Below are 24,705 nucleotides of genomic sequence, written 5' to 3'. Positions count from 1 at the left end.
CAATGAAGGAGAAACAGATGAAACGCCTGAGTACAATCATCGCCGGAACCGCCATCGCCCTGCTGGGTTTGAGCGCCTGCGGCCAGTCCGGCACCCCCGATGCCGGCGGCGCATCCGGCTCCGCGGCCGCCCCCACCTATACAGTCGCCGACGACGTCAAGCTGGACGGATCGAAGACCTGGGAAGCTGCGAAGAAGGCGGGCAAACTGAAGATCGGGGTGAAGAAGGACCAGCCCGGCCTGGGCAATGTCACTCCCGGGTCGGACGTGCCGGCCGGTTTCGACATCGAGATGGGCAAGATGATCGGCGCGTCCCTGGGCTTCGGACCCGATCAGATCGACTGGGTCGAGACCGTTTCGGCGAATCGCGAACCCTTCCTGCAGAACAAGAAGGTCGATCTGGTGATCGCGACCTATACGATCAACGACGAGCGCAAGAAGGTCGTCGACTTCGCGGGTCCCTACTACGTCGCGGGCCAGGATTTGCTGGTCCAGGCCGATTCCGACATCGCCGGGCCCGAATCCCTCGACGGCAAGAAGGTCTGCTCGGTCGACGGCTCGACCCCGGCTCAGCGAATCAAATCCGACTACCCCAAGGCGCAGCTGGTCACCTACGACACGTACTCCAAGTGTGTGACGGATCTGGAGAGTGGATCGGTGGACGCGGTGACGACCGACGACGCGATCCTGCGCGGCTATGCGGCGCAGTCCGACGGCAAGTTCAAGGTCGTGGGCAAGCCCTTCTCCGAGGAGCCCTACGGGGTGGGCCTGCCAAAGGGCGACAGTGCACTGCGCGGTGCCGTCAACGATGCGATCGAGAAGTCCGAGGACGACGGGGTCTGGAAGCAGGCATTCGAGGCGACCCTGGGCTCCACCGACGGAGTGGAGATGCCCAAGGTGGACCGGTACTGAGGCCCACTGCCCAACCTGAACCGTCCCCGGCCGGCCGAGCATGCTCTCCGGCCGGCCGGGGACGGCCCCTTTCCGTAATCGACACCGAAGGTCAGACGTGAACACTGCAGCACTATTCGACCTCTTCGCCTCGGGTGTGTGGGGAACCGTCAAGTTCTTCCTTATCACCGCCGTCGGCGCTCTGCTCGGCGGTACGGTACTCGCCGCCATGCGGGTCTCTCCGACCCCGGTCCTGCGCGCGGCCTCCGCAGCCTATGTCAACGTCGTCCGCAATACGCCGTTGACCCTGGTCATGTTCTTCTGCGTCTTCGGGTTGCCGTTCCTGGAGATCCGCGCCAGCAAGGACGCGGGGATCAATTCCTTCTTCATGGCGACGGTGGCGCTGATCGCCTACACCTCGTGCTTCGTGGCCGAAACCCTGCGCTCGGGGATCTCCACGGTGCCGGTGGGCCAGGCCGAGGCCGCGCGGTCGATCGGGTTGAAATTCGGCCAGACGCTGCGCTTCGTGGTCCTGCCCCAGGCGTTTCGCACCGTTATCCCGCCGCTGGGCAGTGTGCTTATCGCGATGTTGAAGAACACCTCGATCGCCTCGGGGTTCAACAACCGCGAACTCATCTCCGCGATGCGCGGGGCGATCGAGCTGCGCGGCGATCTGACCATCGTGATCCTGCTGGCCACCGCCGTCTCCTATCTGCTGCTCTCGCTCATCCTGGGCAGACTGTTCACGTATCTGGAAAGGAAGTGGGTGATCGTACGATGAGCGCCCCCACCACCGTGCTGTTCGACGCGCCCGGGCCCAAGGGCCGGCGCAACAACGTCATCCTGTCGATCGTGTCCGCACTGGCCATCCTGGGGATCATCGCCTATATCGTCTACCGGTTCGGTGCGGCGGGCCAGTTGACCGGCGCCAAGTGGAGCCCCTTCACCTATTCGGTGATCCAGGCGGCACTGCTCAAGGGTCTGTGGTCGACGATCAAGGCGGCGGTCATCGCGACTCTGCTGGCCCTGGTCATCGGCGTGGTCTTCGCCCTGCTGCGGCTATCCGGCCGGGCCTGGATCCGGGTGCCCGCGACCGCGTTGCTGGAGTTCTTCCGCGGCGTGCCGGTGTTGCTGCTCATCTTCGCGCTGTACCTGATGTTCTCCACCACTCCGTTCGTCGCCGTCGTCGGCGGTCTGGCGCTGTACAACGGCATGGTGCTCGCGGAGATCATCCGGGCCGGAATCGTCGCGGTCCCACGCGGGCAGCGGGAGGCGGCCATGTCGATCGGCCTGCGCGATTCCCAGACAATGCGCCTGGTGCTCATGCCGCAGGCCTTCCGCGCGATGATGCCCACGATCGTCGCCCAGGTGGTCGTCCTGCTCAAGGACTCGGCGTTGGGCTATATCGTGACCTATCAGGACCTGCTCTACCAGGTCAACCAGATCGGGCGGAACTATCAGAACCTGCTGCCGACCTTCATCGTCGGCGCGGTCCTGTTCATCATTCTCAACATGCTCATCGCGGGCCTGGCCAGTTGGCTTGAACGCCGTCTGCAGCGCAAGACGGCGGCCAAGACCGAAAGCGCCAAGGGCACAGCGGTGCGCTGAGCACGGCGCGAACGACGCGGCCCCGGTACGCCTGAAGTTCAGGCGTACCGGGGCCGCGCTGTCCCACCGGCGCTCAGTAGGCCTTCTGCCGCTGGGCTACGACGAGGTGGATGAGCGCGGTGCGTCCTTCGGCGATCGTCGCAAAGGCGGTGTCGAGTGCGGCGGGCAGGTCGGCATTGTGCTCGATGCGGATCCCGACGGCGCCGTAGGCCTCGGCCAGCTTGGCGAAGTCAGGATTGTGCAGCTGAGTCCCGGAGACCCGGTGCGGATACTCGCGTTCCTGGTGGGTGCGGATCGTGCCGTACTCCTGGTTGTCCATGAGCACGACCAGCGGGTGGGCACCGTACTGGGAAGCCGTTGCCAGTTCCTGCCCGTTCATCAGGAACTCCCCATCGCCGGCGATCGAGATCACCTGGCGCTCGGGATACAGCAGGGAGGCGGCCACGGCCGAGGGGATCGAATACCCCATGGAGCCATTGCGCGCCGAGATCATCGAGGCGTAGCCGCGGGTCGGGAAATACCGGTGTGCCCAGTTGGTGTGCTCGCCGGCACCGAAGGTGACCATCGCATCGGCGTCCAGGCGCGGCACCAGGTGCGCCATCAGGGCGTCCATGGTCGCCGGCCCCGCGGTCGAGGCATCGGGCAGGGAGGCGAAGACCTGCTGTTCGGCGCGCAGCCCCGAGGTCCATTCCCGCCAGGAGTTCTGGACCGGCAGGTCCATCCTGACCAGATCGCGGACGAAGGAGGCCGGCTTGGCGACGATCTGCTTGGTCACCGGGCCCGACCGACCGCGCAGCGCCGGGTCGATGGTGACGATGAAGTTCTCCTTGTCCCAGGCCTGCCGGTTGCGGAACCCGTCGGTCACGACGTCACCGGGAACCGTGCCGACGAAGACCAACAGGTCCGAGTCGTCCAAGAGCCGCCTGGTCTGCTTGGGCCGGCCGTAGCCCAGCGGACCGACATAGCTGGGGGAGTCGAAGGGGACCGTGCCCTCACAGCGCCATTCGGCGGCCGCCGGCAGATTGTGGGTTTCGAGCCAGGCGGTGAAGTCCTGTGCGGTGTCCGTATCCCAATCGTTGCCGCCGAAGACGAACAGGGGCCGCTCGGCCCTGGACAGGGAGGCATTGAGTGCCTTCCAGTCATCCACGGTCATTCCGCCCTCGGCCACCGGGATGGTGGGGTGGATGACTCCGTCGTTGCCCATCCGCAGAATGTCCTCGGGGACGCCGACGACCACCGGTCCCGGCCGTCCCGACTGCGCTGCGAACATAGCCTCGGCAACGATCTCGCTGGCGCGCTCCGGATGGTCCAGGACCATCACGCGCTTGGCGCCGGTCTCGAACCAGGCCTTCGGATCGAATTCCTGGAAGGCCTCCTTCTCCCGGTGTTCGAAGGGGATGAGCCCGACGAAGAGCACCATGGCGGTCGAATCCTGCCAGGCGGTGTGCAGGCCCACATGAGCGTTCGCGGCCCCGGGGCCCCTGGTGACCATCGCCACCCCGGGGGTGTCTGTGAGCTTGCCGACGGCCTCCGCCATATAGGCCGCTCCTCCCTCGTGCCGGCACACAACCGCTTCGATCGAGGAGTCGTAGAGCCCATCGAGCATGTCGAGGTAGCTTTCGCCGGGGACGACAAAGACGCGCTCGACTCCGTGGGCCTCGAGGGCCTTGATCATCATGTGGCCGGCCGAGATCCGGTCGGACGTGGTCAGCGCAGAGGGTGCGCTTGTCATAGGGACTCCTTGCTAAAAGGGATATGCGGCGGAGGATTTCGATCAATCTACGTTCGTCTCGCCGACCGCTCACGGCGCCGTCCGAATGCTGGTACGGCGATTCATCCGCATACTAAGACGGGCATTTGACGCGCGGTGGATAATGGGGGTGTGACCACCTCGTATCAGACCATCGAAGCATCCTCCGGGGCCGCCGCGCCCGGACGGCAACCGGCCTTGCGCATCGGGAACATCGAGCTGAGCTCTCCCGTCGTCCTGGCACCAATGGCCGGCATCACCAATACCGCTTTCCGCAGGCTGTGTCGGGAGTACGGAGCCGGCCTCTACGTCACCGAAATGGTCACGACCCGCGCCCTGGTCGAACGCAATCCCAAGACGATGCGGATGATCCACCACGAGCCCTTCGAAACCCCGCGCTCGATTCAGCTCTACGGAGTCGATGCGAAGACCATCGGCCAGGCGGTGCGGCTGGTCGTCGAGGAGGACAGGGCCGACCACATCGACCTGAACTTCGGCTGCCCGGTCCCCAAGGTCACCCGCAAGGGCGGCGGGTCCGCCCTGCCGTGGAAGCTCGACCTGTTCACCGATATCGTCACCACGGCCGTGCGCGAGGCCTCCCGCCGCGATGTACCGGTGACCGTCAAGATGCGCAAGGGAATCGACGCGGACCATCTGACCTACCTGGAGGCCGGCCCGATCGCCGCCGAGGCCGGGGTCGCGGCCATCACCCTGCACGGGCGGACCACCGCCGACCTGTACTCCGGCCACGCCGACTGGGAGGCGATCGCACGCCTCAAGGACCTCATCGGCGACCGGGTGCCGGTCCTGGGCAATGGCGATATCTTCGCCGCCGAGGACGCCCGGGCGATGATGGCCGAAACCGGTTGCGATGGCGTCGTGGTGGGCCGCGGCTGCATGGGCCGACCCTGGCTGTTCGGCGATCTGGCCTATGCCCTGCGCGGTTCCGAACAGCGGATCCGCCCCGATCTGCGGATGGTCGCCGAGACCGTCTACCGGCACGGCGTCTACCTGATGGAGCACTACCAGGACGAATTCATGGGAGTGCGCGATCTGCGCAAGCACATCGCCTGGTACTTCAAGGGCTACCCGGTCGGTGGGGAGCTGCGCTCGCAGCTGGCCAAGGTGTCCTCGCTGGACGAGCTGCGCGGCCTGTTGCAGCGCCTCGACCTCGATGCCCCCTATCCGGGTGCCGACGCCGAGGGTTCGCGCGGGCGGACCTCGCGGGCGAAGAAGCCGCACCTGCCCGAAGGATGGCTGGACTCCCGGACCCTGCACGAGGAGCACCGGGCCGACCTGGCCGAGGCCGAACTCGACGTTTCGGGGGGCTGAGGGATGACCGCGATGCCGGGCGCCCTGCCCCAGGGCGTGGCGGGCTACAGCCTTGACGACCGGGCGCGCTGGGTCCACGAACCGCAGAAGAGTCCGCGCCGCTCCGCGTTCCAACGGGACCGGGCGCGCGTCCTGCACTCCTCGGGCCTGCGTCGGCTGGGCGCGAAGACCCAGGTGGTCTCGCCGGGCAGTGACGACTTCGTGCGCACCCGCCTGACCCATTCACTCGAGGTGGCACAGGTGGGCCGCGAACTCGCCCGCTACCTGGGCAGCGATCCCGATGTCGTCGACGCCGCCTGCCTGGCCCACGACCTGGGACACCCGCCCTTCGGCCACAACGGCGAAGCGGTGCTCGACGAGATCGCCCGCGACATCGGCGGATTCGAGGGCAATGCGCAGACGCTGCGCGTTCTCTCCCGGCTCGAACCCAAGGTGCTCGGCTCCGGCGGCCGGCCCGCCGGCCTCAACCTGACGCGCGCCACCCTCGACGCGTGCATCAAATATCCCTGGCCGCGCTCCGCGGCGCCCACGCCGGATACCGCCAGTGCGACGATCAGGAAGTTCGGCGTCTACGCCGACGATCGGGAGGTCTTCGACTTCGTCCGCGCGGGGCGCGACGATGGGCGCAGGTGCATCGAGGCCCAGTTGATGGATCTGGCCGACGACATCTCCTATTCGGTGCACGACGTCGAGGACGCGATCAACTCGGGCTTCCTCGACCTGGACGCCTACCGCAACGATCATGCCCTGGCCGGTCTGCTCGACATCACCAGGCAGTGGTATCTGCCCCAGATCGAGGACGCCCCACTGCTGGCGGCGCTCGAACGGCTGCGCGCGCAACCGTATTGGCCCCACGGCGAGTTCGACGGCTCCCGCCGCGCCCAGGCAGCGCTCAAGCATATGACCAGCCAGCTGATCGGACGGTTCGCCGGTGCCGCGGAGGCCGCGACCCACGCGGTCTACGGCTGGGAGCCGCTGGGCCGCTACGACGGCCGGCTGATCGTTCCAGACGACACCAGGATCGAGATCGCGGTGCTCAAGGGGCTGGCCACCGTGACCGTCATGGTCGCCCAGGACCGCCTGCGGCTGCAGCGGATCCAGGCACGGGTCATCGGGCAGCTGTGCGAGTACTTCGCGGAGCGCCCGGAGGCGATGGACAGGATGTTCTTCCTCGACCATCGGGACGCCGCGGACGACGCCGGGCGGCTGCGGGTGGTCGTCGACCAGGTGGCGACCCTGACCGATCATTCGGCCTGGGCGCACTACCACACGATGCAGAACGACACCGGCAGCCTGTTGTGAGCCGCGCCGGGGCGCGGTGGGGTCTGCGGGGAATGGAACGGGGCGCGCGAGCGCGGAAGGAGTGCACATGCCGGGATTGATCCGGCGCGAGGACATCGACGAGGTCCGCGCCCGCACGCGCATCGACGAGGTGGTCGGTGACCATGTGAGCCTGCGCAGCGGGGGTGTCGACTCGCTCAAGGGGCTGTGCCCGTTCCACGATGAGCGCACCCCGAGCTTCCACGTGCGCCCCAGTATGGGCCTGTACCACTGCTTTGGGTGCGGGGAGTCCGGTGATGTGTTCACCTTCCTGCAGAAGGTCGAGGGCCTGAGCTTCACCGAGTCGGTCGAACGGCTGGCCGAGAAGGCCGGACTGCAGCTGACCTATGAGGATGGCAAGGGTCCCGACCGGCGCGAACAGGGGAGCAGGCAGCGCCTGATCGACATGCACCAGGTCGCCGCGGACTTCTTCCGGGAGAACCTGGGGGCACCCCAGGCCGAACCCGGCCGGGCCTATCTCAGCGAGCGCGGTTTCGACCTGACCGCCTGCCAGACCTACGGGGTGGGCTTCGCCCTGCCCGGCTGGGACAATCTGACCCGGCACCTATCCGGGCGCGGTTTCACCACCGACGATATGCTCAAGGCCGGTCTGGTGGTCCAGGGCAAGCGGGGGGTCTACGATCGGTTCCGCGGTCGTCTGACCTGGCCGATCCGCGATGTCTCCGGCCGGGTCATCGGTTTCGGCGCCCGGCGGATCCTGCCCGACGATCAGGGTCCGAAATACCTCAACACCCCGGAGACCCCCCTCTATCACAAGAACCAGGTCCTCTACGGGCTCGACCTGGCCAAGAAGTCGATCGCCAAGACCAAGCGCGTGGTCATCGTCGAGGGCTACACCGATGTGATGGCGGCCCAGTTGGCCGGTGTGACCCAGGCTGTGGCGACCTGCGGTACCGCCTTCGGCGAGGAGCACGTGAAGATCGTCCGGCGGCTGATGGGCGATGACGCTAGCGCCCACGGCGAGGTGATCTTCACCTTCGACGGTGATGAGGCCGGGCGCAATGCCGCTCTCAAGGCATTCAAGGAGGACCAGAAGTTCGTCTCGCAGACCTTTGTCGCCATCACCCCCGGTGGGATGGATCCGTGCGAGCTGCGGATGGCCCAGGGCGATGCCGCCGTGCGGGAGCTGGTCGACGGTCGCAGGCCCCTGGTCGAGTTCGCCATCACCTCGGTGGTGGACACCTTCGACATCGGCACGGTCGAGGGCAGGGTGGGTGCGATCCGGGCTGCTGCGCCGATGGTGGCGGGTCTGCGCGATGCTGCGCTGCGCCCGGGCTATGAGCGCTTCGTCGCCGGATATCTCGGCGTGGACACCGCGGAGGTCGCCAGGGCGGTGCGGGCCGCGCGGTCCCGCAGGCACGGCTCACCCGGCCGTTCGGAACCGGAACGGCACCGCCCGGTCGAGCCGACCCCGGCAGCTGCCCCCGGGTCTTCGCCCGGTTCGGTGTCCCAGACGATCGCGGCCTATGCCGAGGAACTGTCCCCGGCCGATGCCACCGCTCTCCGGGTCGAGCGCGGGGCCCTGCAAGTGGCCCTGCAACGCCCGGAGTTCGTCAACGCCCGACTGTTCGACGCCTTGAGCCCCGACACCTTCCGCGATCCGCGGCTGCGGGCGGTGCACCGGGCGATGGTGTCCTGCGGTGGGATCTCCCGGGCGATCGCGGTGGGGCCGGCCTGGCCGGAGGCCGTGATGCAATCGGCCGGAGAGGACCTGCGGCCCCTGGTGGGCGAACTCGCGGTATCCCCGCTGCCGGCGCAGGGGGAGGACGGGGTCGAACGCTACGCCAGGGGGATCGTCGCCCGGCTGTTCGACAACGACATGGTGCGGATCTCCGGTTTGCTGCACTCGCGGCTGCAGCGCACCGACCCGGCCGATGCCGCCACCAGTGCGAAACTGCTCGAACAGCTCACAGTGCTCGAGGTGCAGCGCTCCCGGCTGCGGCAGCAGATGTGATCCGACCGGCCATGTGACCAGGGTGTATATGTGATCTGCCTTTAAAACTTGCACGGTCTGCAGATTTGCGCTTGCTGCAAACTTGCATACCGTGCATAATGATCTGGTGACTACAGAACCCCGTTATCCTTCCGAGCCGGAGGACTGTGGCGAATCACTGCGTGAGCGCAAGACCCGCGAACGTCGCCACGCCATCCACGCCGCGGCCGTCGACCTGGTCGGCGATGCCGGCCTCGACGCGGTGACGATCGCACAGATCGCCGAGCGCGCCGAGGTCTCCAAGCGGACCTTCTTCAACTACTTTCCGTCGAAGGAGGCCGCGATCCTCGACCAGGGGGATCACGAATCCGACGGCAGTGAGCTGCGTGCCTTCATCCGCGACTTCCAACCGCGCCGGGACGACCTGGCCGAGGACATCGCCCACGTGGTGCGCCACGCCTTCGAATTCGTCGGACCCGCCTCGGCGACCCGCCCGCGGGTCCGTGCACTGCTGGTGCAGTACCCGCAGCTGGTCCTGCTGAACATGGAGGCCGTGCGCCGCTTCGACGAGGACATCGTGGCCGGCGTACGCGACAGGATCAAGACCCGCGGGATCGAACCGGCCGACGAGGCACGGGCGGACCGTCTGGCCCGGATGCTCACCCTGCTGTGCACCGTGCCCCTGCAACACGCTTTCAGATCCGCGAAGGTCGAACTCGACCGTGAACTGAATCAAGAGGAGATGGACTCGGCCTTCGAAGAATCCGTGGCCATGTTCAAAACCGTCATCGAAAGGATGAAATGAGTACCCCAGAGTCAACTGCCCGGAGGGCGCAGGCGCGGCACTCGCACCCGGGCGACGGTGAGATGAGCCAGTCCGGCATCATCCTGCTGTTCGTGGGCCTGATGATCGCGATGCTCATGTTCTCGCTCAACCAGACCATGTTGGGCACCGCGCTGCCGACCATCGTGGGCGAACTCAACGGCGTGGATCAGATGCTGTGGGTCTCCACGGCCTTCATGCTGGCCTCGACGATCATGATGCCGATCTACGGCAAGCTCTCCGATATGTTCAACCGGAAGTACATCTTCATCGCGGCCATTGTGGTGTTCCTGGCCGGGTCGATCGTGGCCTTCTTCGCCCACAACATGGCACTGTTGATCCTGGGCCGTGTGCTCCAGGGGATCGGTGGCGGTGGCCTGATGATCCTCTCGCAGTCGATCATCGCCGCTGTCGTGCCTGCCCGACAGCGTGGTAAGTACATGGGCATCATGGGCGCGAACTTCGCGGTGTCCTCCGTCGCCGGCCCCCTGATCGGCGGCTGGATCACCGAGGGCCCCGGCTGGCGGTGGAACTTCGCGTTGATGATCCCGTTGGGCATTCTGGCGCTGATCTCGGCGATCATCTTCCTCAAGGTTCCGCACCTGAACCACGGGCGCAAAGACCGCAAGCTCGACATCGCCGGTATGGTGCTCATCGCCGAGTTCACTTCGGCGCTGATCCTGGCCACGGCCTGGGGCGGCCACCAGTACGAATGGACTGACCCGGTCATCGTCACCCTGCTGGGCGTGGCAGTCGCCAGCGCAGTCGTCTTCGTGTTCGTGGAGAACGCGGTGGACAACCCGATCATCCCGATGAGCCTGTTCACGGACCGGAACTTCGTGCTGTGCACCATCTCCGGCATCTTCGTGGGTATCGGCATGTTCGGCGCCCTGTCCTATCTGCCGACCTTCCTGCAGATGGTCCACGGCATCGCCCCGACGCCCGCCGGCCTGATGATGGTGCCGATGAACGGTGTGATGCTGCCGGTGTCGATCATCGTGGGCTTCCTCGTGTCCAAGACCGGCCGTTACAAGTTCTACCCCGTTATCGGCCTGGCCCTGGTGGGCGTCGCCCTGGTCCTGTTGGGCACCGTCACCGCCGACCAGAACGCCTGGGTGATGATCGGCTATCTGTGTGTGATGGGTCTGGGCCTTGGCCTGGGCATGCAGACCCTGGTGCTGATCGTGCAGAACTCGTTCCCGGTGAGCATGGTCGGTACCGCGACCGCCTCGAACAACTTCTTCCGTCAGATCGGCGCGACCCTGGGGATGTCGGTGATCGGCTCGCTGTTCACCAACCGGCTGACGAACAACCTCAGCGACGGGCTCAAACAGTTGGGACCCGAGGCCGCCAAGGCCATGTCCGGTGGCGGGGCGAACTCGTTGACCCCTGACTTCGTCAAGACCCTGGCCAATCCTGTCCACGATATGATCACCCACGCCTACGCCGATGCGCTGGTCCCGGTGTTCATGTGGGTCAGCCCGACAGCCTTCATCGGTGCGATCATCCTGCTGTGGGTCAAGGAGAAGGCGCTGGCGACGAAGATCGTCCAGGATACGCCCGAAGCCCACCGGGAGATCCTCGATACGAATACGATGGCGGTGGTGGGCGACGGGCCCGCCACAGCCGACGCAATCGAGGAGGCACTGCATGACGCAGACGCCACAGAAGCCAACCCCGGAGACGGTCCTGACCATCGTGCAGGATCCCCAGCTGCAGAGGTCACCGCGCCTAGCGGGCCTAAGCACTGAGGTGCGCTGGGCGCACGCGGACAATCTGGCCGCGCTGCTGCCCGGCACCGAGGTGCTCTTCATCCGCAGCCCACGGGCCGCCCGCGAGCTCCCCGAGCTCGTGGACACGGCCGGTGGGCTGCGCTGGATTCACACCGGCTCAGCCGGAGTCGATCACCTGGGCGATCCCCGGATCGCAGCGCTGGGGGCGGCCGTGACGAATGCCAGGGGAGTGTTCGACGAGCCGATGGCCGAATGGGTGCTGTCCCACCTGTTCGCCCATGTCAAGGAGCATGCACGGTTCGCCCGACAGCAGGCCGCCCACGAGTGGGCCTACCGACCCACCGGAATGCTCGCGGGAACGTCGGCGCTGATCGTGGGAGTGGGCTCGATCGGGCGCGCGATCGCCAGGGCGCTGCGCGCGGTGGGGGTCTCCTGTTCCGGCGCCGGCACCCACGCCAGGGCGGGCGATGCGGAATTCGAGACCATCGTCGATTCCGCCCGATTGGCCGAGCACGTCGGTGCATACGACTGGATCATCGACATTGCCCCACTGACCGGGGCGACCCGTGGACTCATCGACTCCCGGGTGCTGGAGGCCTGTGCGCCACACGCGGTACTGGTCAATCTGGGCAGGGGGCGTCCGTGGTCACCGATGACCTCGTCGGTGCGCTTGAGGCGGGAACCATTGCCGGGGCCATCCTCGATGTCACCGATCCGGAGCCGCTGCCGGCCGACCACCCGCTGTGGGACGCGCCCGGGGTCGTTATCACACCGCACATGAGCGGTGACCTGCGTGATTCCGAGGAGCGCGTGAACGACCAGTTCATCGAGAACTGGGAGCGCTTCCAGACCGGTGGGGAATTGCTCAACCCCGTCGATGTGGCCCGCGGCTACGCCCGGGCGTGATCCCCGGGACATGCGCAGGGGGGGCGTAGCCGACAACGGCTCCGCGCCCCCTGCGCATCTCTTAGCTCAGCCCAGTGCAGGGAAGGCCGGGGCCGCTGCCCCGGTCATCTGCGCGGCGATGCGCACAACCTGGCAGGAGTAGCCGAACTCGTTGTCATACCACACGTAGAGAACCGCGCGGTTGCCCTCGACGATCGTGGCCAGGCCGTCGACGACACCCGCCCGCCGGGACCCGACGAAGTCGGTGGACACAACCTCCGGGGAGGCGATGTAGTCGACCTGGTTGCGCAGCCGCGAGTTCAGTGAGACCTGGCGCAGGAAGTCGTTGAGGTCATCTGCGGTGGTCTCCTTGGCCAGGTTGAGGTTCAGCACGGCCATTGACACGTCCGGGGTGGGGACGCGGATCGAATTGCCGGTGAGCTTGCCGGCCAGTTCCGGCAGCGCCTTGGCAACCGCGGTGGCGGCACCGGTCTCCGTGAGCACCATATTGAGCCCGGCTGCGCGGCCGCGGCGCTCCTTCTTGTGGAAGTTGTCGACCAGGTTCTGGTCGTTGGTGTATGAGTGGACGGTCTCCATGTGCCCGTTGACCACGCCGAATTCGTCGTTGACGACCTTGAGCACCGGGGTGATGGCGTTCGTGGTGCAGGAGGCCGCGGACAGGATCGTGTCGGTATCGGTGATCGAATCGTTGTTGACGCCGAAGACGATGTTCTTCAGCGCGCCCTTGCCAGGTGCCGTCAGCAGCACCTTCGCAGCGCCCGGGCACTGCAGGTGCTTGGACAGGCCGGCCTCGTCGCGCCACTTACCGGTGTTGTCGATGACGAGGGCGTCCTCGATGCCGTAGGCGGTGTAGTCGACCGTCGATGGATCGTTGGAGTAGATGACCTGGATCAGCACGCCGTTGGCCAGGATCGTCTCGGCTTCCTCGTCGACGACGATGTTGCCGTCGAACTTGCCGTGGATCGAATCGCGGCGCAGCAGGGAGGCGCGCTTGATGATGTCGTCATCGCTGTTGCGGCGGACCACAACGGCGCGCAGGCGCATACCGGAATTGCCCGCCCGGTCGATCAGGATGCGGGCCAGCAGTCGGCCGATCCGACCGAAGCCGTAGAGCACGACATCGCGGGGGGCACCGGCGGCGGTGTGAGCGCCGACGACGGGGGCGAGCTCGGAGCGCAGGTAGTCGGCGAGTTCACCGCCGGTGGTGCGGAAGCCCGCTGCCAGACGGCCCAGGTCGATCCGGGCCGCGCCCAGGTCCAAGGTCTCGAGTACTTCGGCGATGGCCAGCGTCTCGCCCAGGTCCAGATCGGTTGTATCGAAGTGTCGGGCGTATCGGTGTGCCTTGATGATGCCGTTGACCGACTTGTTCAGCAGGCTCCGACCGTACACGGTCAGCAGAACCTCGTTGTTCCGGTGCAGGCGGCCCACGATCGGCAGCAGCTGCTCCGCTGCGTCCTGTTTGGCGGTCCACTCCTGCATCTTCGCTGTGGCGAGATCACTCACGGGTCAGTCCCTTTCGTTGGGTTGAGGATGCGTCGGGCCCATTCTACGTGGAGTGGAAGCGGGTTTCGGCCCCAGGTGCTCCGCTCAGCGCCTGCCGGGGATGTGACTTTGACTGCTTTTGCGGATCCGATACAGGCCGGTGAAGGCGAGCGCCAGCATTCCGCTGCCCAGGCTGAGAGCGGCGACTGCCTCGGTCGAGCGCCGCAGCCGACCGGGCGTCCCCTGCGTCGGAGCGATGGCGGGGGCGGTGGCGGGAACCTCGGCGACGATTGTGGGCCCGTCGATTCCGGTGCCCATCCACGCCGCGATCACCAGCATGATCCGGGCGAACACGTTCAGAACGGCCATGATCGCGATCACCGGGCCGAACAGGGCCGCAGTGGGCGAAGAGGAGAACGCCCCGATCAGTACGGTGGCCAGGTTGATCAGCACGGTCAGCGCGACGGCTCCCAGGGCCGAGCCGATCATCCGGGTGCGCATGGGCACCGGCCGGGCCGGCAACAGGGTGAAGATGAACAAGAACAGGGTCCAGGCGGCGGCCAGTGAGATGAGCAGCCCAGCCGGGGTCACCACGCCGTAGAACCAGCCGGGCAGCGCGGCCCGGTCGATGATCCACGTCGCCAGCCCGGTGCCGAGAACGGTGGCGGCGACTGTCAGGGCCGCCCCGATGAGGATGCCCACCAGGGTCAGGGTGTTGGTCAGGAAACGGCGGACGAACGACTCCTTCGGAATGTCATCCATGTTCGGAGTCAGCTGGGCGCGCACGGCGTCCTTGACATTGCCGATGAAACCCTGACTCGTGTACAGCGCCGAGACGATGCCCAGGATGCCCACCCCGGCCCAATTGGACAGGTAGGAGTGCAACAGGTCGACCAGCTTATCCTGGCCCGGCACCAGCCTGCCGATCCAGTCCTCGACAACGGGAATGAACTCGGGGCGGGCCACATCGAGGACGAACCCCAGGGCGGCGAAGGCGAACATGAGCATCGGCAGTACCGCCAGGATCAGGAAGTAGGTGATCGCGGCGGCGAACTGATTGCCCAGCCGGGCCGAGTACCTGCTCATGGTGTCGCGGATGTGGACGATGCCAGGTCTGTGCGTGATTTGCCGGGATCTGCGCTGCAGATCGGACTCCTCGGCCAGCAGGCTGCTGATGCGGGTATCCATGTGGTCTGGTCTCCTCTCGGGCGCCGGCGGGACCGGAGCCGATGTGGCCGGTGCGCTCTCAGCCGCGGTGCTGTTTGTGCTTCTTCGCCCGCGCGGTGGGGGACTCGCCGGAATCGTAGATCCGATCGGGGGCGCCGACCAACAGGGGATCGGGGGTCAGAGCCACCTCCGGGTCCTTGTCCGGGTAGTCGTAGAGGCCGAGCACATGGCGCATCGCCTCGAGCCTGGCCCTCTTCTTGTCATTCGACTTGACCACAGTCCACGGCGCATAGTCGGTATCGGTGCCCTGGAACATCGCCTCCTTGGCGGCGGTGTACGCATCCCACTTGTCCAGGCTGGCCAGATCGGTCGGTGAGAGCTTCCACTGCTTGACCGGATCGGTCAGTCTGTCGCCGAACCGGCGCAGCTGTTCCTCCCGGCCCACGGAAAACCAGAACTTCACCAGTGTGATGCCCGAACGCACGAGCAACCGCTCGAACCGCGGCGTCTCCCACATGAACTCCTCGTACTGCTCATCGGTGCAATACCCCATGACGCGCTCCACCCCGGCCCTGTTGTACCAGGACCGGTCGAACAGCACCATCTCGCCCCCGGCCGGCAGATGCGCGACATAGCGCTGGAAGTACCACTGGGTGAGCTCGCGCTCCGTGGGCTTCTCCAGGGCCACAACCCGTGCGCCGCGGGGGTTGAGGTGCTCGGTGAAGCGCTTGATCGCCCCGCCCTTGCCCGCGGCGTCGCGGCCCTCGAAGATCAGCACGAGCTTCTGGCCGGTCTCCTTGACCCATGCCTGCAGCTTGAGCAACTCGATCTGCAGCAGTCGCTTCTGCGCCTCGTAGTCCGCCCGCGAGAGCTTCTTGTCGTAGGGGTAATCTTGTTTCCAGGCGGCCGCCTCCGAATCACCCCGCAGGCTGTCCGCAAGCGCCTGGGCCTGCGCCCGCCGTTGTTCGTCCTGGGGATCCTCGATCCGCTCCACGTGCTGTTTACCGCCGGTTTCGCTCATGCTGCCAGTCTATGGGAACTCAATCCCGTGCACCGCCGTTTCTTCACCGTCGAATAGGAGGGGACACCCGTGCCCACACGATCCGCTGCCCGATTCCTCGGCCCGATCATGATCTGGCCGGAAAGGCTGCTGCGCCTCGACGTCGAGGCGGCGCTGCGGGCGGCACTGTGCGTCACCGTGCCACTGTTGGTCCTGCTGGCACTGGGACGGATGGACCTGGCAGCGTATGTCTCCTTCGCGGCCTTCACCTCCCTCTACGGCCGCTATGAGACCTACAAGCACCGCACCGGCACCCTGCTGGTCGCAGCCGGGATGCTGTCGGCGTGTATCCTGGCCGGCCTGCTGTACTCGGCGTTCGGCACCGCGGCTACGGGTCCGCGCCTCGGCGGGGTACCCCTGGTCTTCGTGCTCATCCTCGTCGTGGTCTCCGGCGTCGGCATGCTCCTGTCGGCGGTGATGAACTGGGTGCCCTACGGTTCCATCTTCTTCGTCTTCGCGTTCTCCGTCGTCTCCTCCGTGCCGGTTGCCCCCGGGCAGGTTCTCAGCAGGTTCCTGGTATCACTGGGCTGCTGCCTGTTCTGCCTGTTCATCGGCCTCTCCGGGGGACTCGTCAGGGCGCTCGACGAACACAACCGGGTGGCCAGAGGGGACCTGCACGTGCCGGGGCGCAATCTGGGTGCGCTGCGCAACCGCGCGGTCTGGGCCTCGGCCGGAACGACCGCCGGGGCCGTGGCGGTGGCCACCCTGGCCGTTGCCGGCCTGGGCCTGGGACATGCCTACTGGGCGGCCTGCGCAGTGTGCACGACCATGCCGCGGCCCGGACAGCCCCTGAGCCTCTCGCGGATCGCCCACCGCGTCATCGGCACGGCGGGAGGGGTCCTGGTCACCGCCGGGATCCTCGTGTTCGAGCCCCCGGTGTGGATGTGCATTGTGGTCGTCGGCATCGCCCAGCTCCTCGCCGAACTCTTCGTCGGCCAGGTCTACTGGCTGGCGATGTTCTTCGTCACCCCACTGGCACTGGTATCGAGTCAGCTGTCGGCGCACTATCCCGTGCACCGGATGCTCCCGGAGCGCTTCACCGACACGCTGGTCGGCGGCCTGGTCGTGCTGGCCCTTCTCCTGGTCTCCCGGCTGGCCCGCAAGCGGCGGGGGGCTCAGGCCGGACGCGGCGTGGAATAGAGCGCTTCGAGCTCTGCGGCGAAGTCCTGCAGCACGACCGGCCGCTTGACCGACTGCTTGGCGGACAGATAACCCGCGGCCTCGGTCAACTCCACCGGCACGATGCGGAACGCCCGAATGCCCTCGGCACGGGAGACCCGCGCATTCGCCCGGTCCACCGCGGCCTGGATCGAGGCACGCACCGCCGGATGCGCCGCTGCCCGGTCCAATGACAGCGGTGGCAGACCGTGGGCCTCCAACCAACCCGGCAGCATCTCCGGATCGAGGAAGATCAGAGCCCCGACGAATTTCCGCTGCTCACCCACGACGACCGGCTGGCCCACCAGGGGATGGCGGCGAATCACGTCCTCCAAGGGCGCCGGGGCCACATTCTTCCCTCCCGAGGTCACAATGAGTTCCTTCTTCCGCCCCGTAATCGACAGATAGCCCTCCTCATCCAGCGAGCCGAGATCGCCGGTGGCCAGCCAATCGCCGCGGAATGTCGCCGCCGTGGCCTCGGGATTGTTCAAATAGCCCGAGAACACCGGCGGGCCCTGGACCAGGACCTCCCCGTCGCCGGCCACCGCCACCGCACATCCGGGCAGGGGCACCCCGACCGTGCCGATGCGCGAGGCACCCGGTCGGTTGACCGTCACGGGCGCGGTCGTCTCCGTGAGCCCATAGCCCTCGAGTACCCTGACACCGATCCCCGAGAAGAAATGACCCAGGTGCTCGCCCAACGGCCCACCACCGGAGATCGCATACTCCGCCCTGCCGCCGAGCACCGCGCGCAGCCTGGCGTAGACCAGCCGGTCGAACAACGCATGGCGCAGGCGCAGCCCCCAGGGGACCCGGCCGGCATCAGCGGCGCGCGAATACGCCACCGCGGTGATCTCGGCCAGGGTGAAGATCCTGCCCTGACCGCCGGACTGCGCCTTCGCCCTGGCCGCGTTGAAGACCTTCTCGAAGACCCGCGGCACACCCAAGACGAAGGTCGGACGGAACACCGCAAGGGACTCGGTCAACCTGCCCAAGTCGTGCTGATGGCCCAACACCACGCCCTCACAGATCGAGATGACCTGAATGAACCGGGCGAACACATGGGCCGTGGGGATGAACAGCAGGCACCGGGCACCCGGTGCGAGTACCTCGGGCATGGACCGGGACGCCGCCTGCGCGGTGAGCACGAAATTCGCGTGGGTCAACAGGCACCCCTTGGCCCTTCCCGTCGTGCCCGAGGTGTAGATGATCGTCGCCACATCCTGCGGCCCCACCCGGCGCCGCTGCGCGTCGAGCGCAGTGTCGGTGACGGACCGCCCCGCCCGGTGCAACTGCGCCAGGGAGTCCTCGTCGTCCCACATATGGACCGGCAGCCCGGCGGCGGCGGGCACCCCGGCCAGCACCTCGCGGTGCCCGGCATCGGCGACCAGCATGAGCGCGGGCCTGGCATCGGCGAGCATCCATTCGATCTGCTCGGCGCTCGCGGTGTCGTAGAACGGGATGCTGGTGGCACCGGCGAACCAGATCGCGAAGTCCGCGACGGCCCAGCGGTAACTGCTCGGGCCGAAGATCCCCACGCGGGAACCCGGGCCGATACCCGCCGCCACCAGGCCCTTGGCCACTGCGATGACATCGGCGTGGAATTCCGCGCGGGTGATGGCCTCCTCCGTCCGTTCGTGCACGATGCTCAGCGCATGGGCATCGGGGTCGGCGGCCAGTGCGCGCAGAAAGCAGTCGGTGATCGTCGAGGTGTCATCGGGGGAGTAGGTCGCTGGGGTGGCGGACTGACGCATCCATCCGGTCATGGGATCTCCTTTGAAAACGGCCGGCGCTTGGACCCATCGTACGTGCTCGGGCCCCGGGAGGTCGCCGGGCGCCGGTGACAGCGCGATAGAATGATCCGGTATCTTTCCCGGATCTCCCACCGTGGGACGTCCGGATGTGCACGATCCATTGGAAAGGACCCCCATGACTTCTGCCGCCGAGCAGGCACAGTTCCGCTACGACGCTGAGCTGGCGGGCACCCTCGAGCTCAAATGGCAGGACGCCTGGGAGGCCGAGGGCACCTACGCCTCACCCAATCCGGTCGGCGACCTGGCCGACAGTCCCCGTGATTACAGTGCCGAGGACCGCGAGCCGGTGTACCTCATGGACATGTTCCCCTACCCCTCCGGCAAGGGACTGCATGTGGGCCATCCACTGGGTTATGTCGCCACCGATGTCTACGCCCGCTATCAGCGGATGTTGGGCAAGAACGTCATGCACGCCCTGGGCTACGACGCCTTCGGCCTGCCGGCGGAGCAGTTCGCGGTGCAGACCGGGCAGCACCCACGGATCACCACGGAGGAGAACATCGCGAATATGCGCAGGCAGCTGCGCAGGCTGGGGCTGGGCCACGACGCCCGCCGGACCTTCGCGACGACGGACTCGGAATTCGTCAAGTGGACCCAGTGGATCTTCCTGCAGATCTTCAACTCCTGGTACGATCCGCAGGCCGCCGACGGCCGCGGCGCCGCCCGGCCGATCGCCGATCTGATCGCCCAGTTCGCCACGGGCGAGCGCGCCACGGGCCTGGGTGACTGGCGTGCGCTCACCCCGACGCAGCAGGAACGGGTGCTGCAGGACTACCGGCTGGCCTACGTCTCCGAATCGCCGGTCAACTGGTGCCCGGGTCTGGGCACGGTGCTGGCCAATGAGGAGGTCACCGCCGAGGGGCGCAGTGAACGTGGGAACTTCCCGGTGTTCACCCGCAAGCTCAAGCAGTGGAATATGCGCATCACCGCGTACGCAGACAGGCTGGCGGATGACCTGGACCGGGTCGACTGGCCGGAGGCGGTGAAGAACATGCAGCGCAACTGGATCGGCCGCTCGACGGGCGCCTATCTGGACTTCCTGGTCTCCGACGCCTCCGGCGCCGCCCTGGGCGAGGACGCGATCCGCGTGTACACCACCCGCCCCGATACGATCTTCGGTGGCATGTTCCTGGTGCTCAGCCCCGAACACCCCGACGTGCACCGTTTCACCGCCGCCGCCTGGCCGGCGGACACCGATTCCCGGTGGACCGACGGGGCACAGACGCCGGGCGAGGCGGTGACCGCCTATCAGCGAGCGGCAGCGGCGAAGACCTCGGTGCAGCGCCAGGAGGAGAAGACGAAGACCGGCGTATTCACCGGCACCTATGTCGCCAATCCCGCCACGGGCCGGGCGATGCCGGTGTTCGTCGCCGATTACGTGCTGATGGGCTACGGCACCGGTGCCGTCTACGGCGTGCCGGCCGAGGACCAGCGCGACTGGGACTTCGCCAAGGCCTTCGGCCTGCCCTATGTGCGCACCGTTGCACCGGGCGCCGAGCACGATGAGGACGCCCCCTATACGGGCGCGGGTGAGAAGATCAACTCGGCGAACGCCGAAATCGATCTCAACGGACTCGACATCGCCACTGCCAAGGAACGCGTCCTCGCCTGGTTGGGCGCCAAGGGGCAGGCGCAGGAGACGAAGCAGTACCGGCTGCGCGACTGGCTCTTCTCCCGCCAGCGCTACTGGGGCGAACCCTTCCCGATCGTCTACGACGAAGAGGGCACCCCGCACGCCCTGCCGGCGGACATGCTGCCTGTGGACCTGCCGGAGGTCGATAACTTCTCGCCGCGCACCTTCGCAGCCGACGACGTCGACTCCGAACCGGAGCCCCCGTTGGGCCGGGCCCAGGAATGGGTGAACGTGACCCTGGACCTGGGCGACGGGCCCAAGCGGTACCGCCGGGAGACGAACACAATGCCCAACTGGGCCGGCTCCTCCTGGTACCAGCTGCGCTACGCCGATCCGCACAACGACCGGGCGCTGGTCGATCCGATCAACGAGGCCTACTGGCTGGGGCCGCGCACCCCCGGTGCCTCGGGCGGCGCGGATCTGTACGTCGGCGGAGTCGAACACGCGGTGCTGCACCTGCTGTACTCCCGGTTCTGGCACAAGGTGCTGTTCGACCTGGGCTACGTATCGTCCTTCGAACCGTTCCACAAGCTGATCAACCAGGGCTACATCCAGGCCTATGCGTTCACCGACGCCCGCGGCGTCTACGTTCCGGCCGCCGAGGTCACCGAACGGACCGGGGCCGACGGCACCTCGACGTTCTGGTACCAGGGCGAGCAGGTCGCGCGCGAATACGGCAAAATGGGCAAGTCGCTGAAGAACATGGTGACCCCGGATGAGATGTACGACGACTACGGCGCGGACACCTTCCGCGTCTACGAGATGTCGATGGGCCCGCTGGAGGACTCCAGGGCCTGGGAGACCCGCGCGGTCGTCGGTGCACAGCGTTTCCTGCAGCGCGTATGGCGCCTGGCCGTCGACGAATCCACCGGTGCGTCCCTGGTCTCGGAGGAGCCGGCGGACGAGGCGACCCGCAAGGTCTTGCACGCGACGATCAAGGGCGTTCGCGAGGATATGGACGCCTTCCGGTTCAATACCGTCGTGGCCAAGCTGATCGTGCTGGTCAACCATCTGACCAAGGCGGGCAGCGCCCCGCGCGAGGCGCTGGAACCGCTGATCACCATGCTCGGTCCGCTGGCCCCGCACCTGGCGGAAGAGCTGTGGCATCGGCTGGGACATGCGGACACGGTCGTGTATGCGCCGTACCCCGTCTACGATGAGGCCTACCTGGTCGCCGAGACCGTGACCGCCGTGGTCCAGGTCAAGGGCAAGGTACGCGATCGGCTCGAGGTGTCTCCGGATATCAGCGCCGAGGAACTCGAAGCGCTGGCCCTGGAGTCCAAGGGCGCGCTGCGGGCCCTGGCCGGTGCCGGGGTGCGCAAGGTGATCGTGCGCGCACCGAAGCTGGTCAACATCGTTCCAGAGGCCTGATCGGCTGCACGTTCACAGGGGCACCGCCGGCGGGACTATGCCTGCCGGGGGTGCCCCTGCTGCGTAGATGAACAGAGGATGAACACTTCCTGTGCCAAAGATCACAGCATGGGAAACATTTGGGATACAGAACGCGGATATCGTAAGAGCATGAGTTTTTCCGCAGCAGAGATCCGCTCGCTGTTGGGTGTCCGGCCCCGGATAGATCCGGCGCTCGAGGTGGCGCACCGCGTGCAGTTCCTCGTCGAGTACTGCCTGACGACCGGTGCACGGGGCTTCGTCGTCGGCGTCTCCGGCGGGCAGGACTCCGCCCTGACCGGACGTCTGTGCCAGCTGGCCGCAGAAGAATTGCGCAGGCGCGGCGAAGACGCCGCTCTCCTGGCGGTCCGCCTGCCCTACCGGGTCCAGGCCGATGAGGACGACGCGCGCACCGCCCTGGACTTCATCCGGCCCGACCAGCAGCTGGCATTCAACGTCGCAGGCGCCGTCGACGGACTGTCCGCCGAGTTCGCGGATAGCGTGGGCACGGCCATGAGCGATTTCACCAAGGGCAATGTCAAGGCCAGAATGCGCATGGTGGCGCTCTACGCACTGGCCGGCGAGCACAACCTCCTGGTCGTGGGCACAGGGCATGCCGCCGAGGCGGTGACAGGCTTCTTCACGAAGCACGGTGACGGTGGATCCGACGTCAGCCCGCTCGCGGGCCTGGACAAACGCCAGGGTCGCAGCCTGCTCGAGCACCTGGGCGCCCCGGAGCGCCTGTGGGTCAAGGAACCCACCGGCGATCTGCTCGACGGTGCCCCTGGTCAGCCCGATGAGGAGGCCCTGGGCCTGACCTATGCGCAGATCGACGACTTCCTCGAAGGCGCCCCCGTGGCCGATGCGGTCACCGAGGCCCTTGAAATCAGGTTCCAGAACACGGTGCACAAACGCCGCCCCCCGGTGTGTCCGGGGGACAACTGGTGGATCAGGTTCTAGAGGACCTCGGCTTCCAGAGCGGCGGTCTCGAAGGCCTGTCGCGCAGCGAGAAAATCACCGGCCAGATCCGCCCCGCGGGTCCGCACCTGCGCGAACTCCCGCCACCCGCCATCGCGTTGATCACCGGGGATGAGCTCGAGTCCGTCCTCGGTCGACTTCGTCTGCTTGTCGATCCACGCCAAGAGTGCCGCCGAACACCGATAGAGTTCCATGAACGCCGCGTGCAGCGCGTGCGTGCTGAACGCCGTCTTCGTGTAATCGTCGACCAGGGTGCGCACCGGGGCCAGCTCTGCCGTCGTGAAGCCCGAGGGACCCGATTGGATCCGCAGGTGCTCGATGATCCCGCCGCTAGTCGGCAGCAGCCCCAGAATCTCCCGGGCCGGGGCCTGATCCATCTGTTCGTCGTCCTCCGGTGAGCTGACGGCCGTCAACCCGCCGATCTGCGCGCGTGCCGTGGCCAGCTCGGTGTGCAGATCGTCGATCTTGGCCTGTGTCCTGCGCCATTCGCCTGCCAAGGCGAATAGACCGGCCAGGAGCAGCAGCGCCAGTACCAGGAGGAACAACCAGGCCCAGGAGTGCAGCCCGGGAATGAGGGCCACGACGACGCCCGCTATGCCGAGTACACCGGACACGGCCGCAGTCGGGGAATTGACGAGGTAATCCAAGAGGGTCTTCACCCCACCAGCGTATCCAAGGAACGACGCGCAGCCGTGCCCGGCCTGCCGTAAAGCCGGGGAATTCCGGACTAGGCTGGGCACCATGCAGAAACTGGGATTGGTCGTCGACTCGACAGCCCGCCTGAGCGAGGAACAGGTGGAGACCTTCACCGCAGAGCTCGACGGGCGCCTGCGCATAGTGGACCTGACCGTTGCCGTGGCCGGAGTCGAGCGCCCGGACCGGCAGTGGAGCGCCCACGACATCACGACCGCGATGGCCTCGGGGGCCCGCGTGACGACGTCGCAGCCTCCTGCGGCGGCCTTCGCACAGGCATACCGCGAACTCGTGCGAGCCGGATCCGAGGCCATCGTCGTGCTCACTCTCTCGGCCAGGCTCTCCGGCACCCATACGGCCGCGAGCAGCACCACCGGCGCCGCCGGCGAGGTCCCCGTCGTCGTGGTGGACTCGCAGACCGCCGCGGCCGGTCTGGCCGGAGCCGTGGCGATTGCGGTGGCCGGTCGACACACCGGGGCCTCCGTGTTGGAACGAACCCTGCGCGATTGGTGTGCGGAGGAGACGAGCGCCTACTTCGTGCCCGCTTCGCTTGAGTACCTGCGAGCCGGCGGGCGGATCGGCCGGGCGGCCAGTCTGCTGGGCCGGGCGCTGTCCATCGTGCCCGTCCTGACCCTGGACGCCGGCGAAGTCACCCCGTTGGCCCGGGTACGCACCAGTTCCCGGGCGATCGCCCGCCTGGTGGACTCGGCCGTCGGGCGGGCGCGCGAACTCGCCGCAGGCGGTGGCCGAATCGAATGCGTCCTCCTGCACGCGGAGGCGAGTGCAGCAGAGGCCGGTGCGGGCTTCACCCGGCTGCGCGAGCTTGTGGACGAAGCCGAACTCCCGACAGGCACGCGCGTGCGCGAGGAGATCCTGTCCACCGTCATCACCGCCCATGTGGGGCCGGGAACCACCGGGATCATCGTCCAGACCCTGCCCTGAGCACCGGACCCGCCGCAGGTCACAGGAGGGTGCAACAGCGCATCACCGGACTGTTGACAACTCCCTGGCGTCC

19 protein-coding genes and 1 pseudogene are annotated in these 24,705 nt (G+C 67.0%); 14 read left to right on the top strand and 6 right to left on the bottom strand.

The annotated features are described in order from the left end of the window. Positions 1 to 17: 17 nt before the first annotated feature. From NQ036_RS01705 to NQ036_RS01695, 3 genes are all read left to right on the top strand, one after another. Positions 18 to 911, top strand: a complete 894-nt coding sequence (locus NQ036_RS01705) for a glutamate ABC transporter substrate-binding protein (RefSeq protein WP_257046508.1) — start codon at positions 18 to 20, stop codon at positions 909 to 911. Positions 912 to 1,008: 97 nt separating this feature from the next. Then, positions 1,009 to 1,671 carry an amino acid ABC transporter permease gene (locus NQ036_RS01700; protein ID WP_257046507.1) on the top strand — a complete coding sequence of 221 codons (663 nt, stop codon included), beginning with the start codon at positions 1,009 to 1,011 and terminating at the stop codon, positions 1,669 to 1,671. After that, complete coding sequence (locus NQ036_RS01695; RefSeq protein WP_257056878.1) at positions 1,653 to 2,498, top strand: amino acid ABC transporter permease; 846 nt, start codon at positions 1,653 to 1,655, stop codon at positions 2,496 to 2,498. The genes NQ036_RS01700 and NQ036_RS01695 overlap by 19 nt, the downstream gene beginning before the upstream one ends. A 73-nt stretch (positions 2,499 to 2,571) precedes the next feature. On the opposite strand, the gene NQ036_RS01690 is transcribed toward NQ036_RS01695, so the two are convergent. Then, positions 2,572 to 4,230: a thiamine pyrophosphate-dependent enzyme gene (locus NQ036_RS01690; RefSeq protein WP_257046505.1), complete on the bottom strand. Its 1,659-nt coding sequence runs from the start codon at positions 4,228 to 4,230 to the stop codon at positions 2,572 to 2,574. Positions 4,231 to 4,380: 150 nt separating this feature from the next. Between NQ036_RS01690 and dusB the strand changes: the two genes are divergently transcribed. The 7 genes and pseudogenes from dusB to NQ036_RS01655 all read left to right on the top strand — a co-directional run bounded on the left by dusB (position 4,381) and on the right by NQ036_RS01655 (position 12,316). After that, complete coding sequence (gene dusB / locus NQ036_RS01685) at positions 4,381 to 5,580, top strand: tRNA dihydrouridine synthase DusB (protein ID WP_373566573.1); 1,200 nt, start codon at positions 4,381 to 4,383, stop codon at positions 5,578 to 5,580. Positions 5,581 to 5,583: 3 nt separating this feature from the next. Then, entirely contained in the window at positions 5,584 to 6,882 is a 1,299-nt protein-coding gene (locus NQ036_RS01680) for a deoxyguanosinetriphosphate triphosphohydrolase (RefSeq protein ID WP_373566572.1), read from the top strand. A gap of 67 nt (positions 6,883 to 6,949) precedes the next feature. Then, entirely contained in the window at positions 6,950 to 8,875 is a 1,926-nt protein-coding gene (gene dnaG / locus NQ036_RS01675) for a DNA primase (protein ID WP_257046504.1), read from the top strand. Positions 8,876 to 8,981: 106 nt separating this feature from the next. After that, on the top strand, positions 8,982 to 9,659 hold the full coding sequence (locus NQ036_RS01670) for a TetR/AcrR family transcriptional regulator (protein ID WP_257046503.1): 678 nt from the start codon (positions 8,982 to 8,984) through the stop codon (positions 9,657 to 9,659). Continuing rightward, positions 9,656 to 11,428 carry an MDR family MFS transporter gene (locus tag NQ036_RS01665; RefSeq protein WP_257046502.1) on the top strand — a complete coding sequence of 591 codons (1,773 nt, stop codon included), beginning with the start codon at positions 9,656 to 9,658 and terminating at the stop codon, positions 11,426 to 11,428. Before NQ036_RS01670 ends, NQ036_RS01665 begins: the two co-directional genes overlap by 4 nt. Further along, positions 11,328 to 12,133 (top strand): annotated as a pseudogene (locus NQ036_RS01660) (NAD(P)-dependent oxidoreductase); the annotation flags it as partial. The gene NQ036_RS01665 and the pseudogene NQ036_RS01660, both read left to right, overlap by 101 nt. A 54-nt stretch (positions 12,134 to 12,187) precedes the next feature. After that, complete coding sequence (locus NQ036_RS01655) at positions 12,188 to 12,316, top strand: hypothetical protein (protein ID WP_257056876.1); 129 nt, start codon at positions 12,188 to 12,190, stop codon at positions 12,314 to 12,316. Positions 12,317 to 12,382: 66 nt separating this feature from the next. Here the strand turns inward: NQ036_RS01655 and NQ036_RS01650 are convergent, their stop codons facing one another. The 3 genes from NQ036_RS01650 to ppk2 all read right to left on the bottom strand — a co-directional run bounded on the left by NQ036_RS01650 (position 12,383) and on the right by ppk2 (position 15,986). Beyond that, positions 12,383 to 13,819, bottom strand: coding sequence for a glyceraldehyde-3-phosphate dehydrogenase (locus NQ036_RS01650; protein WP_257056875.1), 1,437 nt, complete (start codon positions 13,817 to 13,819; stop codon positions 12,383 to 12,385). A gap of 84 nt (positions 13,820 to 13,903) precedes the next feature. Then, the gene (locus NQ036_RS01645) at positions 13,904 to 14,986 is read right to left on the bottom strand and encodes a YhjD/YihY/BrkB family envelope integrity protein (RefSeq protein WP_257046499.1); all 1,083 of its coding nucleotides are present in this window, start codon (positions 14,984 to 14,986) and stop codon (positions 13,904 to 13,906) included. A 58-nt stretch (positions 14,987 to 15,044) separates the two neighbouring features. Continuing rightward, on the bottom strand, positions 15,045 to 15,986 hold the full coding sequence (gene ppk2, locus NQ036_RS01640) for a polyphosphate kinase 2 (RefSeq protein ID WP_257046498.1): 942 nt from the start codon (positions 15,984 to 15,986) through the stop codon (positions 15,045 to 15,047). Positions 15,987 to 16,055: 69 nt separating this feature from the next. On the opposite strand from ppk2, the gene NQ036_RS01635 reads away from it, so the two are divergent. Further along, positions 16,056 to 17,165: an FUSC family protein gene (locus tag NQ036_RS01635; protein ID WP_257046497.1), complete on the top strand. Its 1,110-nt coding sequence runs from the start codon at positions 16,056 to 16,058 to the stop codon at positions 17,163 to 17,165. Here the strand turns inward: NQ036_RS01635 and NQ036_RS01630 are convergent. Further along, positions 17,141 to 18,949, bottom strand: coding sequence for a long-chain fatty acid--CoA ligase (locus NQ036_RS01630; protein WP_306428066.1), 1,809 nt, complete (start codon positions 18,947 to 18,949; stop codon positions 17,141 to 17,143). The genes NQ036_RS01635 and NQ036_RS01630 overlap by 25 nt on opposite strands. Positions 18,950 to 19,112: 163 nt before the next feature. Here NQ036_RS01630 and leuS point away from each other — a divergent pair, with 163 nt between their 5' ends. Then, the gene (gene leuS / locus NQ036_RS01625) at positions 19,113 to 22,001 is read left to right on the top strand and encodes a leucine--tRNA ligase (protein ID WP_257046496.1); all 2,889 of its coding nucleotides are present in this window, start codon (positions 19,113 to 19,115) and stop codon (positions 21,999 to 22,001) included. A 150-nt stretch (positions 22,002 to 22,151) separates the two neighbouring features. Further along, a complete protein-coding gene (gene nadE, locus NQ036_RS01620) occupies positions 22,152 to 22,979 on the top strand; it encodes an ammonia-dependent NAD(+) synthetase (RefSeq protein WP_257046495.1) in 828 nt (275 codons plus the stop codon). Here nadE and NQ036_RS01615 read toward each other — a convergent pair. After that, entirely contained in the window at positions 22,976 to 23,656 is a 681-nt protein-coding gene (locus tag NQ036_RS01615; protein WP_257046494.1) for a hypothetical protein, read from the bottom strand. The two genes, nadE and NQ036_RS01615, sit on opposite strands and share 4 nt — an antisense overlap. 82 nt (positions 23,657 to 23,738) lie before the next feature. Here NQ036_RS01615 and NQ036_RS01610 point away from each other — a divergent pair, with 82 nt between their 5' ends. Then, a complete protein-coding gene (locus NQ036_RS01610) occupies positions 23,739 to 24,632 on the top strand; it encodes a DegV family protein (protein ID WP_257046493.1) in 894 nt (297 codons plus the stop codon). The last annotated feature ends 73 nt before the right edge of the window (positions 24,633 to 24,705 follow it).

Source organism: Brevibacterium sp. 91QC2O2 (assembly GCF_024580695.1).
Classification (GTDB): Bacteria; Actinomycetota; Actinomycetes; order Actinomycetales; family Brevibacteriaceae; genus Brevibacterium; species Brevibacterium moorei.
Note: the sequence above shows the minus strand (reverse complement) of the source record. Positions and strands in the feature narration are given on the sequence as shown.